The organism is Candidatus Lokiarchaeum ossiferum (genome assembly GCA_025839675.1).
Classification (GTDB): Archaea; Asgardarchaeota; Lokiarchaeia; order Sigyniarchaeales; family Promethearchaeaceae; genus Lokiarchaeum; species Lokiarchaeum ossiferum.
On the sequence record CP104013.1, the window covers coordinates 3,956,139 to 3,974,021 of the forward strand.

17 protein-coding genes are annotated in these 17,883 nt (G+C 33.4%); 10 read left to right on the forward strand and 7 right to left on the reverse strand.

Annotated features, from left to right (window positions below):
- Positions 1 to 2: 2 nt before the first annotated feature.
- Positions 3 to 539: an HIT family protein gene (locus NEF87_RS16715; RefSeq protein WP_371802555.1), complete on the reverse strand. Its 537-nt coding sequence runs from the start codon at positions 537 to 539 to the stop codon at positions 3 to 5.
- 30 nt (positions 540 to 569) lie between these two features.
- Positions 570 to 1,094, reverse strand: coding sequence for a DUF2299 family protein (locus tag NEF87_RS16720; RefSeq protein ID WP_457916731.1), 525 nt, complete (start codon positions 1,092 to 1,094; stop codon positions 570 to 572).
- 96 nt (positions 1,095 to 1,190) lie between these two features.
- Here NEF87_RS16720 and NEF87_RS16725 point away from each other — a divergent pair, with 96 nt between their 5' ends.
- From NEF87_RS16725 to NEF87_RS16735, 3 genes are read left to right on the forward strand one after another with little or no spacing between them, the layout of a single operon-like run.
- The gene (locus NEF87_RS16725) at positions 1,191 to 2,024 is read left to right on the forward strand and encodes an enoyl-CoA hydratase/isomerase family protein (protein WP_371802557.1); all 834 of its coding nucleotides are present in this window, start codon (positions 1,191 to 1,193) and stop codon (positions 2,022 to 2,024) included.
- Between the two features lie 41 nt (positions 2,025 to 2,065).
- A complete protein-coding gene (locus tag NEF87_RS16730) occupies positions 2,066 to 2,680 on the forward strand; it encodes a Maf family protein (RefSeq protein WP_457916732.1) in 615 nt (204 codons plus the stop codon).
- Positions 2,681 to 2,720: 40 nt separating this feature from the next.
- Complete coding sequence (locus NEF87_RS16735; RefSeq protein WP_457916733.1) at positions 2,721 to 3,077, forward strand: hypothetical protein; 357 nt, start codon at positions 2,721 to 2,723, stop codon at positions 3,075 to 3,077.
- Between the two features lie 422 nt (positions 3,078 to 3,499).
- On the opposite strand, the gene NEF87_RS16740 is transcribed toward NEF87_RS16735, so the two are convergent.
- On the reverse strand, positions 3,500 to 4,192 hold the full coding sequence (locus NEF87_RS16740) for an MBL fold metallo-hydrolase (protein WP_457916734.1): 693 nt from the start codon (positions 4,190 to 4,192) through the stop codon (positions 3,500 to 3,502).
- Positions 4,193 to 4,324: 132 nt separating this feature from the next.
- Here NEF87_RS16740 and NEF87_RS16745 point away from each other — a divergent pair, with 132 nt between their 5' ends.
- Together NEF87_RS16745 and NEF87_RS16750 are read left to right on the forward strand one after the other, a co-directional pair.
- On the forward strand, positions 4,325 to 5,185 hold the full coding sequence (locus tag NEF87_RS16745; protein WP_371802561.1) for a hypothetical protein: 861 nt from the start codon (positions 4,325 to 4,327) through the stop codon (positions 5,183 to 5,185).
- 241 nt (positions 5,186 to 5,426) lie between these two features.
- Entirely contained in the window at positions 5,427 to 6,278 is an 852-nt protein-coding gene (locus tag NEF87_RS16750) for an alpha/beta hydrolase (protein ID WP_457916735.1), read from the forward strand.
- Between the two features lie 40 nt (positions 6,279 to 6,318).
- On the opposite strand, the gene NEF87_RS16755 is transcribed toward NEF87_RS16750, so the two are convergent.
- Positions 6,319 to 6,861, reverse strand: coding sequence for an NUDIX hydrolase (locus NEF87_RS16755; RefSeq protein WP_457916736.1), 543 nt, complete (start codon positions 6,859 to 6,861; stop codon positions 6,319 to 6,321).
- Between the two features lie 141 nt (positions 6,862 to 7,002).
- On the opposite strand from NEF87_RS16755, the gene NEF87_RS16760 reads away from it, so the two are divergent.
- From NEF87_RS16760 to NEF87_RS16770, 3 genes are read left to right on the forward strand one after another with little or no spacing between them, the layout of a single operon-like run.
- Entirely contained in the window at positions 7,003 to 8,292 is a 1,290-nt protein-coding gene (locus tag NEF87_RS16760; protein WP_371802564.1) for a hypothetical protein, read from the forward strand.
- 48 nt (positions 8,293 to 8,340) lie between these two features.
- On the forward strand, positions 8,341 to 9,552 hold the full coding sequence (locus NEF87_RS16765; RefSeq protein ID WP_457916737.1) for a hypothetical protein: 1,212 nt from the start codon (positions 8,341 to 8,343) through the stop codon (positions 9,550 to 9,552).
- Between the two features lie 27 nt (positions 9,553 to 9,579).
- Positions 9,580 to 12,429 (forward strand): site-specific DNA-methyltransferase, encoded by a 2,850-nt coding sequence (locus NEF87_RS16770; protein WP_457916738.1) that lies wholly within the window; start codon positions 9,580 to 9,582, stop codon positions 12,427 to 12,429.
- Between the two features lie 5 nt (positions 12,430 to 12,434).
- On the opposite strand, the gene NEF87_RS16775 is transcribed toward NEF87_RS16770, so the two are convergent.
- Positions 12,435 to 13,025, reverse strand: coding sequence for a hypothetical protein (locus NEF87_RS16775; RefSeq protein ID WP_457916739.1), 591 nt, complete (start codon positions 13,023 to 13,025; stop codon positions 12,435 to 12,437).
- Between the two features lie 74 nt (positions 13,026 to 13,099).
- Here NEF87_RS16775 and NEF87_RS16780 point away from each other — a divergent pair, with 74 nt between their 5' ends.
- The gene (locus tag NEF87_RS16780; protein ID WP_371802568.1) at positions 13,100 to 13,378 is read left to right on the forward strand and encodes a hypothetical protein; all 279 of its coding nucleotides are present in this window, start codon (positions 13,100 to 13,102) and stop codon (positions 13,376 to 13,378) included.
- Positions 13,378 to 14,664 carry an FAD-binding protein gene (locus NEF87_RS16785; protein WP_457916740.1) on the forward strand — a complete coding sequence of 429 codons (1,287 nt, stop codon included), beginning with the start codon at positions 13,378 to 13,380 and terminating at the stop codon, positions 14,662 to 14,664. Before NEF87_RS16780 ends, NEF87_RS16785 begins: the two co-directional genes overlap by 1 nt.
- Positions 14,665 to 15,229: 565 nt before the next feature.
- Here NEF87_RS16785 and NEF87_RS16790 read toward each other — a convergent pair.
- Positions 15,230 to 16,225: a phosphotransferase enzyme family protein gene (locus NEF87_RS16790; RefSeq protein WP_457916741.1), complete on the reverse strand. Its 996-nt coding sequence runs from the start codon at positions 16,223 to 16,225 to the stop codon at positions 15,230 to 15,232.
- A 79-nt stretch (positions 16,226 to 16,304) separates the two neighbouring features.
- Positions 16,305 to 17,798 carry an MFS transporter gene (locus tag NEF87_RS16795; RefSeq protein ID WP_457916742.1) on the reverse strand — a complete coding sequence of 498 codons (1,494 nt, stop codon included), beginning with the start codon at positions 17,796 to 17,798 and terminating at the stop codon, positions 16,305 to 16,307.
- Positions 17,799 to 17,883 lie beyond the last annotated feature (85 nt).

The following is a 17,883-nucleotide window of genomic DNA, read 5'->3' on the forward strand; positions in this document are numbered from 1 at the left end:
TATTATTTCACATCTGGAGAGAGAATAAAGTCTGGAATTCGGGCTTGAATTTTAGCCATAACTTGAGTCGCTTCTTCTACAACAATTCTTCCATTACCAATAATATCAATAAATCCGAGTTCTTGGTCATAACGAGGAACTACATGTACATGAATATGTTTAATGCTGGCTCCTGCAAAATTTCCTTGATTATACCCCACATTGAATCCTGAAGGGGAAAAAATGGCTCGTAACATTTTTTGACAATAGATAACAACTTCAAAAATTCGTTCTCGTTCTATTTTAGTTAGATCCTCGAATTTCTCTACATGTCGAGTTGGAATAACCATTAAATGTCCAGGATTATACGGATACAAATTTAGGGATATAAATAATAATTCTTCTTGATAAACTTTCAATGCTGTCACACGCGAGTCATTCTCTCTTACAGCACATAAAATGCATTCAACTTTCTTGCTCTGATCTTTAACATAATCCAGTTTTCCAATCGCATGTAAATGATTTGAAAAAAGCACTTTTTCCCGTTCTTCTTGCGACATCTTGCATCCTTCTGACAACTTTTTCTTTATTTAAGTAAACATTGAATTAGAAAAACCCATATCTCCAACATCTTTTATCGATTTGTTTTTTGGAATAACGCCTGACATCATTTCATTCACAGTCATATTCATTAAGACCGCTGCATTGAAAACTTTCCGAATGGCAATATAGAATGCATTTTCTGTGAGACCATCGGGGAAAATGTTTTCGAGAATGATATATCGGGCATTTTTTGGATCGAGATTGTAGAGGAGATTTTGTGTAAGCATGTACTTCTTAAACATCATGAAGAAATTCATTATACCGTTCACATTTTTCTTTGTAATGGCTTCCACATGTTGTTTTGCAATTTGAGTGGCAATTTGGATCGAAATTGCTTTAGTTTCTTTTGGTTTGATAATCATAATTCGCATAGGCTTAGGGGAACGGGGGGGGTAGTTTAGTTCATATCCAAATTCTAATTTTGGATTTTCTGGGACTTTCTTCCCAAGAATACCCTCGTCTATTGCATAATCTCGGATTTTTTCTTCAAGGGCAGATCGGTTCGTTGGCATGTACTTAAAAAAGAAGTAAAGAAAAATAAGCCTTTTCCATTTTTTAGTTAGAATAGGAAAATAAGGCTTTTATTCTTCAAAAAAAATGAACATCATATGACCGAAGAAGAAATAATAGTCGAAAATGATCAAAACGAAGAAACTCGAATTCAATTAAAAATCAAATCTAAAATCGCTTATATAACAATCAACACAAAAATGAATACCATTAATATAGATGTTGCGAAATTGCTTGTGAAACGACTACGAGAAGCAGAAGAAAATCCAAAAGTTAGTTGTGTGGTCTTGAAATCAGAAGGGGAATCGGTTTTTTCAGCAGGTTTTGATCTTGCCTTATTTGCAAATGGATTAAACCAAGAAGTTGTGGATAATATTTTAAGCCATGGAAGAGAGATTTCACGAACAATTTTCTTTATGAAGAAGCCCGTTATTGCTCAAATCCAAGGGAAAACCATCGGTTTGGGATGTATTATTGCATTATCTTGCGATTTTCGTTTTGTGGCCAATAAACCCGATATTTTTTTCCAACTTCCTGAAATCGATTTGAAGATTTTTCCCGCAACAGGCCCTACTGCGATGTCACTGCATGTTTTAGGACCCGTTCACGCTAAAGAAATGCTTTTAACTGGAAAAAAAGTTCCCCTCGAACAATTTGATAGATGGGGTGGAGTTACCGAACTTGTTGAGCCAGAATTATTGGGTAAAACAGTGAAAAAATTTGCTCGATCTTTAACACAAAAACCAACAGAATTATTGCATTTGGTCAAACCTGCTATTAATATTATGGCATACAATAAGGCAAAGGATTGGTATGATATGGAAAATGAAATGGCTCGTCATTATTTTGATGGATTCTTCGAAAATCCGCGAGATGAAATTGATGCTTTTATTGACAAAATGTGGAAAAAATATGGCTTCGGCCGGCCCTAAGTTTCCAAATTTTTTTATCTTTTCCAATTTTTATCTTTCTTATGAAATTAGTGCTTGGCTCTTCGAGCAGAGATCGAAAGAAATGTTTTGAACGAGCAAATTTATCATTTGAAATTATTCCAAGTAATTTTGACGAGTCTATGATTATAAATGATGATCCAATTGTTTTAGTAAAAGATCTTGCATTGAAGAAGGCTCGTAATGTTCTTCAACTATGGAATGATCACTATTCAAAAAATAAAGAACCTGCTATTATAATAGGAGCCGACACGATGGTTTTTTATGATGGAAAACTAATTGGAAAACCAAAGGATAAGCAAGATGCTTTTAGGATCATTTCAAATCTTTCTGGCCAATATCACGACATTTATACTGGAGTAGCAATCATACAGTCTGAAACGTTGCAACAAGAAGTGTTTGTTGATCATTCACGCATTCATTTTCAACAACTTGAACCTTCTGAAATTTGGGACTATCTTAATCTAAAAGATGAGTTCACTGGTAGAGCGGGTGCATATTCACTACGAGATCGGGCCAGTTTATTTATTGATGAGATTCAAGGCTCCCCTACTAATGTTATAGGACTACCTATGGCGAAATTACGGCGAATATTGAAAAACTTTGGTGTTAATTTGTTAAACTATAACACCGAATGATTTATTTTCCCTTTGGCAAATTTTTATCTAGGGAAAAACAATGGGAAGAAGAAAATCTCAGTCGAAAGAGCGATGGGATGTTGCTCGAATTCTTGCTTTAATCGGCGCCTTATTAGCTTTAGCGGGCTTTGCTATTGGAATTTATACTTCCGCTAGCAATCAAGCATGGTTGGATGTTTTATACCAATTAATTGGAATTGTGATATCAATTTTAGTGCTAATTCAAGTTGAAATCGTGAAAACAAAATTGGATGTTCCTTTTAAGTGGTGGATGTTATTAATTTTTGTCTGTGTTCAAGCAGCCATGGCTGGAATTACGGTTTACATGAATCTTGCAGGATTGGGGGTTCTCCTTGAAGTGGTAGCGGTGATCCTTCTATTGATTAATGCCCTTTGAACTTTTTTTTCTTTAAAACTTCAATATACTTTCTTAATTGCACAAAGACATTATTATATTAGAATATGTAAAAACTCTGGCAAATGAATTTCAATTCTTCACTTTTGCACCTGCTTGAACAACTATTTTCCAACTGAATTTTAACTTTTCCGCACATATGGCATTCGATCTCAACAAAAATTGGAAAAATTTTCAAAATATTCGAAAAATAAGGACATTGTTGACATTTGGTCAACATACCATATAGATTTTTATCTATCGGGAATGATTCAGATAACACCATATAATGTTATGATGATTTTATAGATATTTTAATGGTCATTTTTACAATAAAACCAGAAAACTATCAGAATGGTGATTGGAATTTTTCTGATCTTTTCGATTCATATCGATACATTCAATTTTTTTTAATTCAACACATATTAATTTCGCTGTAAATGCCCTCGAATAAAATTTCTTACTGAATCTTTTCCCTTAATTATTCCAAAATGTCCTTCACATAAGATATCTGCTTCTAAAGCAAGAATCTTCTTCATGGAAATTTTCCAATCTTGAATATTGGAATTAAATTCTGGTAAAAATGGACCATGGATGTCTTGTCCAAACAATATTTTAGTGTTATTGCCTTCATTCAAAACAATTGATATGGATCCTGGAGTATGTCCCGGAGTATGAAATACTTCAAATGATTTTACACCCAATTTCAATTTTTCTTTATCATTTCGAATAACATGAGAGATTTTTACAGGAATATATCCTTCACCATACCAATTTGCTGCGGTTAGATTTTCGGTATTGGGCGCTCCTTGAATTGCTGGGGCATCCCAATCATGAGCATGGATTTTCATTTTTGGAAAGATTTCTTTTAATTGGTGTGCAGCCCCAGCATGATCATAGTGGCAATGGGTCAAAATTAAATCAGAAATTTCATTATTTGCTAAAGGAGTTTTCTGAATGTTCTCCAGCAAAATAGATGCATTTTTCGTTCCGGCATCTATTAAACATATTTGATTCGAATCAATTTTGATCGCATACACACAGCAATCTCCGCTTCCAGAAATATCATCGGATCCTATAAGATAAACATCCTTTGAAACTTTAATCGGATCTTTCATACAAATATAAAAGACAACAATTCTAAAGAATTTTGATCAAATTTCAATAAACTCTTAGAAAACAAAATTTTTTCAGTTAGGTGTTTATTTATATGATTAGACTAATATTTATCAAAACAACGACGAACTCCTATGGCATTAAATTCTAAAAAAAATAAAAATTATGCATTACACTCGGATTTTGAGGATGAAAGTGAACGTGTAATGTTAACAATGAGTGATTCTACCGAACTTCTCATTCTAAGAACTTATGCTCCCGTTGCTTCTCGTAATGGTTTTACTATTCTTATGATTGCCGGATGGGGTAGTATCGTGCCTGGATGGAATGGTTTCCTAGATGAAGCGCGAGATGATTTTGATCTGGTCTATCTTGAAACTCGTGAAAAAGCATCTAGCACTCTAACAAAAAATTCCGTTCGGGGAAGTATTGAGCGTTTATCTTCAGATTTGCAAGAAGTTATTGAATTATTGAAACTGGATCAGAAGAGTTTAATATTATTTGGTTCATGTATGGGGGCAAATATCATTGCCGATGGTTTGGTTCAAGAAAAATTTGATGCCCACAAAAGTATTTTGCTTGGACCTCAGCCCAAATGGCCTATACCAAAAATATCAAAGGTTCTTCTTCCATTATTACCTAAACGCTCTTTGACTTTAATAAAACCATTTTTAAAATACTGGGTTGTTCATACACAATGTGATACTGAGGAAACTGCAGCTAAATATGCCCGAGTGCTTGATGAAGCAAGTAGTAAGAAGTGGCATCATGTCGGAAAACCCATCGCCTTCGATGATTATACGGAAATGTATTCGAAAGTGTCAAAACCTGTAGTTATTGTTGTTGAGGAAGGGGACAAAACCCATATTCCTGAGGATACCCTCGCAATCGCAAACTCAATTAAAAATTCTGAGATAGTATATATGGAAAGTAATAAAGTTGCCCACTCGGAAAGGATGGTAGTTAAAATCCGGGAAATACTTAATCTTCCATAAATAACAAACTCAATTTTTAATATTTTTTGAGTAATAGGTTTTTTTCCACTTTTTCAAGATTTTTATTTATAGAAAAATTTAATTGTCAAATGATCATCTATTTAAATAGGGAACTATTGTTTATTTGGGATTTCTTCCAATTCGATAGTTTCTTCATAGGATGCATTTCTACCTAGTAGATAGGAAGAGTATATGTAGACTACATCTTAAATTTTAATATAATCGAGGCTTATCCAAACTCATGCAAGAATTGCAGCTTTCAACAAAAATTCTCTTTGAAGATGAATGTGAAAAACAATACGTTGTAATGGATGATGGTACGCAATTACTTGCAATGCGTTCAATTGCTCCAAAAGAAACTCGAAATGGGCATACCCTTTTAATGGTCCCTGGATGGGGGACTTTACCGCTTTCTTGGAAAGGATTTATTGAAGAAGCACGAAAAGATTTTGATTTTATTTATTTTGAGACTCGAGAAAAAGCTTCAAGTATTTTACCAAAAAAAGCGGAACGCGGTGGCATTCAACGTTTGTCGACAGATCTCGCCATTGCAATAGAACAATTAGATCTAGATCAAGATAAACTCATCCTTGTTGGAAGTTGTATGGGTGCTAATCTCATTGCTGATGGTTTAGCTTATGATAAATATGCTCCTAAAGAATCGTTTTTAATTGGCCCTCAACCGAAGTGGCCAATGCCTTTTGGGACTCGTCCTCTTACACGGTTAGGTACTCGTTTTACCCTTACTCCAATCCGCCCGTTTTTGCGATATTGGATTAAAAAAACTCAAAGCGATACTCCGGAAACTGCCGCCAAATATATTCGGGTGATTGATGAAGCGAGTCCTCGTAAATGGTGGTATATTGGTAAACCGATTGCCCGTGAAAATTATTTACCTATGTATAAAATGCTGAAAAAATCTGTCGTTTTAATTGCGGAAAAAGGTGATAAGATGCACAAGGCGAAAGATGCTCAAAAAATTGCTAAAGCTGTTAAACATGCAAAACTCATTACAATGCCTTCTAATAAAGCCACCCATTCAGAATTAATGGTGTATAAAATTCGAGATCATCTTGGATTTTCCCCTATTTAATTATTTATGTCCTTTTATTTCTTCCTTTTTGTTTTAGTGCTTATTTTTGCTCATATAATGATAACCAGTGAAAGGCTGCGATGATGTATGTATTTGTTATTTTCCCATCTCGAATAAAATTTTGAACATCTTCCATTGGATAAAATTGGCATTCTAAATCTTCGTCAGGATCTAAATTGCGTATACCCGTATTGGTAATGTTTTCCGCGAGGAATGTATAACATTTATTTGATTGAATCGCGGGATTTGCATCTACAACTCCAATTTGTTGAAATTTATTCGAAATATACCCTGTTTCTTCCTTTAATTCTCTTCGGGCTCCATCAATAGGTGCTTCATCTGAATCGATGCAACCTCCCGGGATTTCCAACTCTACTTTATCAGACCCAAATCGAAATTGGCGGATCAGTAAAATTTCTTTTTTTTTATTTCGCACAATGATATTTGCCCAATCAGGTGTTTGAATAACGAATGCGGAAAATTTACCTCTTTTTTCTGGTTTTTCATAGATTTTTTTATACACATTGAAAGGTTTTGAAGAAAATACTTTATTCTCCTTAATAAGATTCCATTTTTTTATCATATAGATCAATATAAGTTTATAACTATTTTTTTGTTATGATTTCAGAACACAGATTTGTTTTTTTTCCTTGATGTTAAAATATTTAAGTGCCAAACACACTACTTAGATTAAGTTTACAAAATAATTTGGAGGTAATGCAGTATGATATTTATTGAAAATTCGGAATACACTTTCACAACTATAGAATCTATAGTCATGATCATTTATGGAGGATTTATAATCTTGCTTTTAATGTTTGGATGGGATCTTTTGGGAAGATTCATAAAAGCAGATAAACGTATGCGGGGTGATCCTGCCTATATGGTATTCTTCATAATTGCAGTTGCCATGTTGGGTTACGGTATTTATATGTTTCCCGCGTTGGTTGATTATTTCTTTGTAAGTGATTTGACGGGGGCAGATAATGCTCTTCTATGGATCGTACCATTTAAATATGCCTTGATTTTATGTATGATCGTTCCTATTGCTTATGTTTGTCTGTTAATTCTTCTTAAAAATCGAAGAAGGATTGCTAATATTCTGGGGTTAATCGGTGTTTTACCCACAATCTACATTTTTATTATAACTATTATCACCGGCAATAATCCTTCGATCAACGTTGGATTTACATCACCATTGATACTACCAGTTGTAGCATTCATAGCGATTTTTGCAGTTATCGATTTTATCGGAATCGTTTATATATTGATCGTGGAACTTGCTCCCCAAAAAGAAGTGAGAAATCGTGTTTTGCTTGGAATTTTGGGCATCGTTATTGCAGGGATTGGTGGTTTTATTGAAGTTTCAAGTCGAGATTCTCTAATTGATAATCCGGATAATTGGTGGTATGTATATGGGACATTTATTGAATTATTTGGATTCATTGTCATGCGCCATTTCTTCTTATCTATTCCATCCTATGATGAATTTGCTTGGAAGAATGGAATGATTGAAATGCACGTAATCATCGCTGAAACTGGAATTTCTTTACATTATCAGTCATTTGCAGAATTGAAAGCTAACGAGTTAAAGGGAGATATCAAAGTAACCGCAACCTTAGCTGAGAATGAAGCACGTCCAAATTCTGATCTTGTTGCAGGTGGTTTAGTGGGAATTAAAGGAATGCTTGCTGAAATTTCAGGCGACCGTGGAAAATTAGAGAATATTGAAATTGGTGAAAAATCTCTTGTCTTTAAACAAGGAAAAACAATCCTCTGTTTATTACTTGCAGATGAAAATTTGGGTGTTTATCATAGTTTACTTGATGATCTGGTGACAAGAATTGAAGAAGAACATCCTGGATTAGATAATTTCAATGGGGATACACGAAAACTTCATATCGCTCCTATAGTGGAAGAAGTTTTTGATTTAACCAATCAAGGAATTTTAAAGAAAACAAAAAAGAAGAAGAAAAAATCTCTTCCTTCTAACACCTCTGAATCGGAAGTGTAATATTTTTTTTAATTTCAATTTTAACCTAATTTAGCGGAAGAACAAGAAATGAAAATTCCCGGGTCATTTTTCGAAGTACAATTGGTATTAAATGGCGAATTAATTGAATTTCAGATTTTAAATCGCGCCGTTGTTGAATATCAAATTTCAGTGATGGATTTTGAAGAAATTGAATTTGATCTACCCGAATTTTTAGAGGAAAATCATGTAAGTTTACCAAAGAATCGACTAGAAAATGTATTGCAACAACTTGAAGGTGAGTATTTGGAATTGCAACAACAACAAGAAAAAATACGACATCAACAGATGACACAATATCAACAGTCGCAACAAAATATAATTACTTACGAGTCACAAAAGGTTCTTTTAATGGGAAGTAGTGGGAAATCATCTATTTATCAGGTAATTTTTGAAAGCAAATCCCCTTATGAAACTTTTTCTTTACCGCCAACTAAGAAAGTTATTAAACATAATATAGAATTTGCTGCAATGACATCTGCAAGCCGAAAACAAAATTTAGCCATACTCGAAGCTGGCAGTGAATTTCCCGCACCTGAACATTTTGACCAAGCATCGATTTTACTCTTTATCATTGATGCTTTTGAAGTTTCCAACTACGAAAACATCCGCTACCAATTACATCAAGCAATCAAATTATTAAAATATCATGGCAAACGTCCCGCCCATCTACAAGATTCGCAAAGCAACATATTTTGCTTTATTCATAAAATGGATCTGTTTCCGAATTCCGCAGAACAATTTGAATCTCTTGTAAAATATTTCCGTTATGATCCAGAGGCCGATGCAGTCAATCTGGAAATTAACTTTTTCCCTACCTCCATTTTTGATTCTTCCATTTATAGTGCTTGGGCTAAAGTAGTTGAAGTAATGATGCCTAAATCTTCAAAACTCAATGCATTATCAAATCAACTCAAAGAAGCTCTCGGTTTATATGCTACTTTGATTATTGAAAAACGAACTGGATTGCCAATATGTGCTTCCAAGACTTTATTGGATGATTCTGTTTTAGTTGGAAGCACTAATCGGGTGTTAATCGCTATAGAAAAAGTATTACCTGAGTATGAACTTGCAGGATTGAAAGATTTTAGAATTAATGCGGCGACTGGTGTCTTGGAAGTTAAACTTTTCCACCAATATTATATGTTGGTGCTATTGTATCCCCCTCATATTAATCTAAATGATGTGCATTCTCAAAAGAAGCTAACTGAATTTATTGAAACGATGCTAAATAGCATTTAGACATTTCTTTTACTCTGTGAAAATTTTATGGAAACCAACAAAGAAATACAATTGTTATCCATTATTCTATCAATTTTTCAACAGTCAGATGCACATTTGAATTTTGGTATTCATAAGATTTTAGGAAAATTTCGATCATCACTTAAGAAAAACCTTCTTAAGACGATTGATCTCAGCTTAATCCAGAATTCTATAGAGTTTTCCTCAAAAGAAAAAGAATTGTTCTGGGATCTGTTAATCGAGTTTTTTTCCTTATATTTTCCCAAAGGAAAATTATATAATATTCCAAAAAACCTGAATAATTCGATAGCTACGGATTTTTTTTTTCAATGGGTAAATGAAGATCAATATTATTACAAGATTGATGATTTTTATTTTAATTATCAAACTATTCTTGGCGATTTCCAAGTTTCTTTTGTCACATCGAAAGTAGAACTCGAAGATGGAGGAAAAAATAAACCAAAACGATATTTTATTCCTGCTTTGATTAATTCTCCAATAACATATTCGCCTGAAAATAGATCTTTTTCAATCAATTTTGAGTATAGGTCTTTGAATGAAGCAGAAAAAGAACTCTACAGTAGAAATTATCAAGCTAAAATTAATAAATTTCTTTTTCGCTCCTTTCAAGAAAATTTTGGATCTCAGATTTTGACAACTGAAAATTTGGATAAATTATTCGCCTGTCTTGAAGAATTTACGTCTCAAAGGTACTCTGATAGGTTCATTCATCCTCATCTTCTTAATTATTTGCATGATCAAGCAAAGTCATTTATTATTGCAAATGTTCCTTTCCCAATTGTAACAAATTGTGAAAATGGAGATAGTTTTCGGTATAATATTCTATATCAAGGCTTTATTCTTTCCTCTAACATAATAATCGAGCAAATCTGTTCCTTAGAAACTTTAAAAAAAAAACTCTATGAAAAAAAAAAATTTATAACAAAAACAGATCTAATCGTCCCTCTGAAATCTATTCCGACGGGTTATTATCCTGAAATTTTGAATAATAAGATGCAGCAAAGAGATTGGCTGAACTTAGTTGGTTATTCTCTTTCCTCGATTGATTCTGATAACTTTTTGAAATCTGGAGTCATTAACAATTCAATTCCTTCGAACATTCAAAACCTACCTGTGAATACCGGTCTCTATTCGGGAAAAATTAGATATTCTCTTTTAAATGCCCTTAATAAGAAGGCCTCAAATTCTCACAATTTGCTGATCAAGGGAGAAAATTGGCAGGTTTTGAATTTATTAAAGTCAAAATTTTTTCAGAAAATTAAAACAATTTATATTGATCCTCCCTATAATACGGGTGCAAATGATTTTGTTTATAGTGATAATTTCCAGAAAGCTAGCTGGTTAACAATGATGCAAAATCGGTTGGAGCTTTCAAAATATTTGTTAAAATCCGATGGGATCTTATTTTCTAGTATTGGGGATCATGAACTTCCAAATTATTCCTTGTTGTTGGAAAAGCTCTTTCCAAAGCGTTTAGACAATATTGTGTGGCACAAAAAAACCCAGCCTTCATACTTATCTCAGGAACTGATTTCTGTCACTGAATATATTTTAGCAGCCAAAAAACAAAATTCTCCCCTTAAATTAATGGGAAGTTATGGAAATAAAAATAAATTGACCGAATTAATCAATATTGGAAATTCTCCTTGTAAAAGAATTTTTCCTAAAGAAAATATTTTTATTGCAAATGGTTGGACTGGAATTTTACAAGCAGGGACCTATGGAAAAAATAAACTCAAAGTTGAGCTTTTAAACCCACAGATATCGGTAAATGAAGGTATTCCAGATGAAGATCTTATTTTGAAAAGTCGTTTTAAATGGGTGCAAGATCGAATTAATCATGAGCTAGATATTGGAGGTCAAATTCATATAAAAAGTATTAAATCTTTGCGACCCACAATTGCACGTTTTTATGATTCCCCTATAATTAAAGCTCCTACAACTCTACTCTCAAAAAAAGTGAACGACCTCCCAACAAATACAGATGCTAACGCTGAATTAAAAGCTCTTTTTCAGACCTCCCCTTTTGATTATTCCAAACCCTCAAAATTAATAAAATATTTAGTAAGATCCTCTACCTATTTTGATAAATCTGGGATTATTCTCGATTTTTTTGCGGGTTCTGGAACAACTGCTCAATCTATTATTGAATTAAATCAAGAAGATCAAGGTTCTCGCCAATATATTTTAATCGAAAAAGAACAATATTTTGAAAGCATTATTATTCCTCGAATTCAGAAGTTGATGTATTCTTCTACTTGGAAAGATGGTAAACCAGAATCTTTAACTGGATGCCCACACATTGCCAAAACCTTTCAAATTGAGCATTTTTGTGATACATTTCGCAATATCATTTTTTCAAATGAAATCTATCCAGAATATAAAACACCACAATCGGGAAAAAAATTTCTTAAATATGTTATAAACATGGATGATATAACTTCTTCCCTTAATCTTAACATTACAGAATTTGACGATCCCTTTAGTTATTATATGATCTCTTCTCAAAATGGAATAATGTCTGAAGTAAATCTTGATTTGGTGGAAACCTTCAATTTTCTTCTGGGGATAGATGTAAATTCCCACGAGTATTTCGAAGAACAAAACCGTGCTTATCAAATTGTGTCGGGCACGATATTGCCTTTGAATTCATCTCAGAAGCATAATTTGGAATTGATCTTAATTATTTGGAGAACTACAAAGGATCTTGATAGAAAAAAAGAATCTCACTTTCTAACCAAAAATTATCTCACTCAGCAAAAATTTGCACAAATCTATTTTAATGGAGTCTCTACAATTCCAAATGGAAAGGTGCTGGATAAATTGTTTTTAAAATTAATGTTTGAAGACTTATGAAATATTTATTCTAAATTTTTAAAAATAAATTGTATTTTTTCATTCCAAAGTCCCTTCTTCTTTAAAAACGCTTGAATAAGTTCCAACTTTTTAAGATCCATTTGAGCTACTTCGAAATCTTCCTTCGTTTTATAAAATAAAAGAAATCCGTCGGCGATTTCTTCAAAAGATGCCTTAATTCCAAGAATTTCAATAATTTTGAATGTAAAATTGTAATTTTGCCGGATTATCTCTTTGTAATTTGTTCGGTATTTGACAATCAAATATAGGTCATTCTCTTCTAGATCTTCTTCATCATAAAAATCTTTGGGGGTAGGTTTTGTGAGTACAGTTTCGAGGAGATTTGCATAATCTGAAACATTTTCCTGGATCAATTGGTAAAATTTTTCATAAATTTTTTTTTCTCCATGGTATGTGTTTTGGAAATCTCTCTCGGATTTATATTCAACAAAAATTTTCATATTTTCTCCATTTTCAATGAAATTTACTTGAGAATTGTTACCTCCCTCTGCTTTTTGCTGCAGAAATTTAAGAATTTCCTTTTTTGGGTCTTGAGAGTGAACAATACTAACTTCAATAAATGGCAGCGATTTCACAAGTCTTAATAAAAGAAACTTGAATAAGAAGCTTCTCTCCGGTTTATATTAAAACTTGGGAGAAATTGTTATTAGTGAGGAAAAAGATAGTTACCCTAGCGATGGGTACTGGTACTGAACTAAATCGTAAAAATTTAACGATCGATAAGAAGAATATTGTTAATTATATATCACCTGAATTACAAGAAGCATTGGAACTTGCCAAATTGGGGGATTTGCGACATTCTCAAATAATATCTGAATTAAAAGAGAAAATTAATGCAAATTTAGTGCAAGGTGAAAATGAAAATGTGAAGTCACGCCTCAAATTGAAATTATTGCGGTATCTTTATAATATGGAGGGGAATCTGTAATGGATGTTAAAAAGATTCAGTCTGATGTTGTAGTTGTGGGGGGTGGATTTTCTGGAATGAATATCGCACGAATTCTCTCTCAAAATGGTTTATCGTGCAATCTTATCTCAGGTGGGTATGGAGCATCTGAATTTTGGAATGGAACTGTTGATCTTCTTAATTATCCTGGTGATAATATTGAACTCGAGTTAGCCAAATTTCAAGTTTCTATTAAAGATCATCCCTATGCTAAATTAAGTTTGAAGGACATCCAAAATTCTCTCATTGAATTTAATCGAGACTTTACGAAGCTTAGTATTTTCCAAGAAGATGATAAGCTTGTTAATAGGCATGTCATCACACCACTGGGGACGACAAAATTATGTGTTGGTAATTGGAATTCGATTTTTTCTACCTATAAAGATTTTACGCTCGATACGAAGTGTTTATTAATAGAGTTCGCGGAATTTCCAAATTCAACTGCTCCATTAGTTTCCCTTGGGCTAAAAGAAACTTTTCCTGGGCAATTTAATGTATTAACAATCAACCTTGCAACAGTATTTAGTTTGATGAATTCTGAATTTACTGAATATTTAGAAGAAGGAAAATTATCCGCTCTTAATTTGGCCGAATTTTTTGATGAAAAAGTTCTCCACTTAGCGCCGGTGGCCGAGATTATCAAAAAAGAATTTGAACTGCAATTTCCAGATCTTAAATTCGAGGAATTAACTCATTTTCTATTTCCTGCTGTAATGGGGTTAGAACATACGCAAACAATTTTGAACAACTTAAGTACATTTCTTAATACTGAATGTTGGGAATTTTTAGTATTCACGCCAACCGTCCTTGCAAACCGTCTTATCAATAAAATGGAAAGAAAGCTCGAAATTGCGGGTGCAATCAACGATCATTCCAAAATCTTAGTTGATTTGACATCTGAAGAAAGCGTTCATAAGTGGAATTGTCATATAAGAAATTCAGATGGAGAAATAACCATTCTAAATTCGAAATATGTGATTTTTGCCACGGGTTCGATTTTTCTCCATGGATTTTTTAGAGATCAACTTAAGATGGCCAATCAATTTCTTTCTTTAGGGTTAGATTTTCCTGAATCCTTGAATCCTCATTTTGAAATTATTTCATCTCATGCCAACTCAAATATTTTTGTCGTGGGTTCTGCAATATTTCATTTTTCTACGAATCTTGGGGAAGATGATGAAATTCAAGATGGTACTGGTCTTGGTATGGCAATAGCGACGAGTTTTAAGGTTGCTCAAGAAATAATTGCCAGAGAAAAGACGAATTAACGGTTTTTTCCTATTTTTGCATTTTTATTCGATTTTTTGATTTATAACAATAAAAAATAGCTACCTATAAATACTTGAAGTGAATATATATGTTTGCCCAATATCAATGGAAATACGATTTACCATTTCTTGGGTGAATGTACGAAATTGAGTTTGCTTTAATAGGAATAAATGTCGGAAATTTGTTACTAAAGGAATAAATGGTGTTGCAGCTCAATAGAATCTGTATTGGTTTGTCCGAAATTGAGTTATAGGAATAAATGTCGGAAATTTGTTACTAAAGGAATAAATGATGTAAAAACTCAATCGAAATCTGTAATTGTTTGTACGAAATTGAGTCAATTATTAATAATTTGGATGTTGTCGAGACTCAATAGAAATCTGTAATTGTTTGTAGGTCGTACGAAAATTGGGTCAGTATTAAATATGCGAAAATGAAGTTGGAACCCAATCGAAATCTGTAAGGAATTTAGTTGGTACCCATTTGTAATCGCTTTATTCGGCGAACCCTATGAGACGTCGTACTCTTTGAGGCGGCGTCGAGGGATTTTTTTTATTCTTTACTTCATTCTATAGAAAATTTATAATCTATCCAAGGAAGATTCTTTTCTAACATTGGTTTCCATGCTGCTACTGCTTGCTGAGACCAATCATCCTCTTCTATGGATAATTCATAAACTAAAGTGCAAAATAAGCTAATATGGCGTAATTGAACAAATTTTGAGATTCTCTCTAACCATACATCACCAGTTGGATTAACTTCCAGATAACCTTTGATAAAAGCAGGATAAAATTCCTGAATCACTTGATTTCGGCTCTTTTCTGCTGTAGAAAAGCGCCAAGCTACATGAAAGAGCACTATCGCCATATCGGAAATGAACCAATCGTATTGGCAATCATCAAAATCAATTACTGTTAAATTGCCTCCGTTGATAAATAGGTTTGCATCATGGAGATCAAAGTGTACTAACCCAAAAGTATCCTCATTTTGAGGGAATGAACGAATTTCTTCTATCAATTGAATAGCATTTGTTAGAATTATTGGATGATCTTTTAAAATCTCCCTAATATTTCGAAGTACATGTTCTTGATCCCACGTTTGTCTTCGAACTTCAGGTGGTTGCATTGGATATTGTTTGGTTGCTAAGTGCATTTTTGCAAGGGTTTTTCCCCACAAATATTTGACCTCATCTGTCAATAACTCTGGACAATCTCCAATGATGCATCCTTCTAGTTTTTCAAATAAAACTGCGTAGAACGCGGAATTACTTAATTGGTATTTAACAATAAAATCTCCATTATTTGCCGTAACGGGAACACATGTTGGGATATTTTGAGTTTGAAGAAAATTAATCCAATTGATTTCAGCAGTAATTTCTTCTTTAGATCTATAGGAACTGTGAGAAATTCGGAGAATGAAGGAGTTTTGATCTCGTTCTGCTTCATAAATAAAATTTTCAGTCGTTTCCATTTCAGTTATTTTTTCAAAAGGGATTCTATATTCTTGTGCGATTTTTCTAAGAACTTCCACTGTTAAATACTTTTCAATTCCAACTTTCATCTGAATATCTCTTATTAGTGTTATATTCTGTCAAAAGTTTCTTAACTTAAATATTTATTTAAAAGAAGAAGAAAAAAAATTAGAGACGATCTGCTCGCTTTTGAGCATGGAGTTCTTCTAATTTAATGCGCATTTCTGCAATATGTTCCTTACCTAAGGGGTACCAGAACCATAAAATGGCCCCAATTAGTGCAAATATGGCGGGCATGAGAAATACACCTGTAGCGACACCTTTAATGGCATTTCCAATTCCTAAGGTTGGAGTTATGGGTTCTGCTGTAGGATCCTCTGGATTTGAAGGAACTAATCCATAAAGTGCTAAAAATGCCGGAATTAATGCAAAAACGACACTTTCCATAACTTTTCCAAACAAACACGCAATTCCTGCGTAAACTGCTTCCCGACGTTCACCAGTTTGAAGTTCATCATAATCTATGGTGTCAGCCCGCATAACTTGATGGAAAATAAAATCTCCACTGAATCCTAAAAATGTAATCGCCATTCCAATTGAAACTAACCAAATATTGCTTGGAACTTCCCATATTGTTGTACTTGATGTGAGATCACTAGTCATAATTCCAATATAAGAAATAAATCCACCAATTGCAATTGTCCAGAGTGAGTAACTTAGCGCTGCTTTGACCGAAATTTTCGAACCAATTTTTAATTGAATTGGGATACCAATAACGGCAAATAGTGCTGGAATTATAAAGTAAAGCATTGCATTACTTCCAGGATTCAAGTTAATTGCTCCGAAAATCCAACTAAACATAAAAAACATACCCGTAAGGAGAGAATTTAAAATTCCAACCGACATTCCATCATAGACCATATAAAGCAAGCCCGATTTGTTTTTAAATACATACTTGACACCTTCCCAAAACGGAGTTTCGTCTTTTGGAATTAATTCTTTTTTCTCCTTAACTACTTTAACAATAAAGATCCAAGGAATTAAAGCAACAATTCCGAATATTATGGCCATTAATTGAAATTCCGCAATTTTTGTTGAGGTGGGGTTAGTAAGATACATCATAGGAAAGGCAAGGCTTGCTCCCATTCCAACGAAGGTAAGGATCGATCCCAATCCATTGATTTCGGTACGTTCTTTTTGATCGAACGTCATTTGGGGTGCTAAAGATACATGAGCGAGATAGACTATTGTGAAGAAGGTGTCATAAATCATGTAACTGACCACATACCAGATCAATAAGGCTATCTGATATTTCTCACCTCCAGTTTGCAAGCGCCATCCTTGCGGAGGGATGAATAGGAGGATAAAACCAATTGTAAAGGGCACTGCGCTGTACTTAATCCATGGGAGATATCGTCCCATTTTTGTTCGAGTTCGATCTTGAAGGGTCCCAAAGATAGGATCATTTAGTACATTCCAAACCATGTATATCAATTGACCAATTAAAATATAATCTGCTTTTAATCCCATCCATGCATAATAGAAAGTGGTGATAGCTCCTGTGAATGAAGAGAAAAATCCTGACGGGAGGGTTCCCGTTGCATAGGCGAATTTTTCTTTGAATGATAATTTTTTTTGTTCACCTAGTTCTGTCAAAGCCATACCTTACCAAATGTTTAATTTTTATAAAAAGTACAACTTTTTTTTTTTAGAAATTTGAAAAAAGATACAATTTTGTTCAATTTTA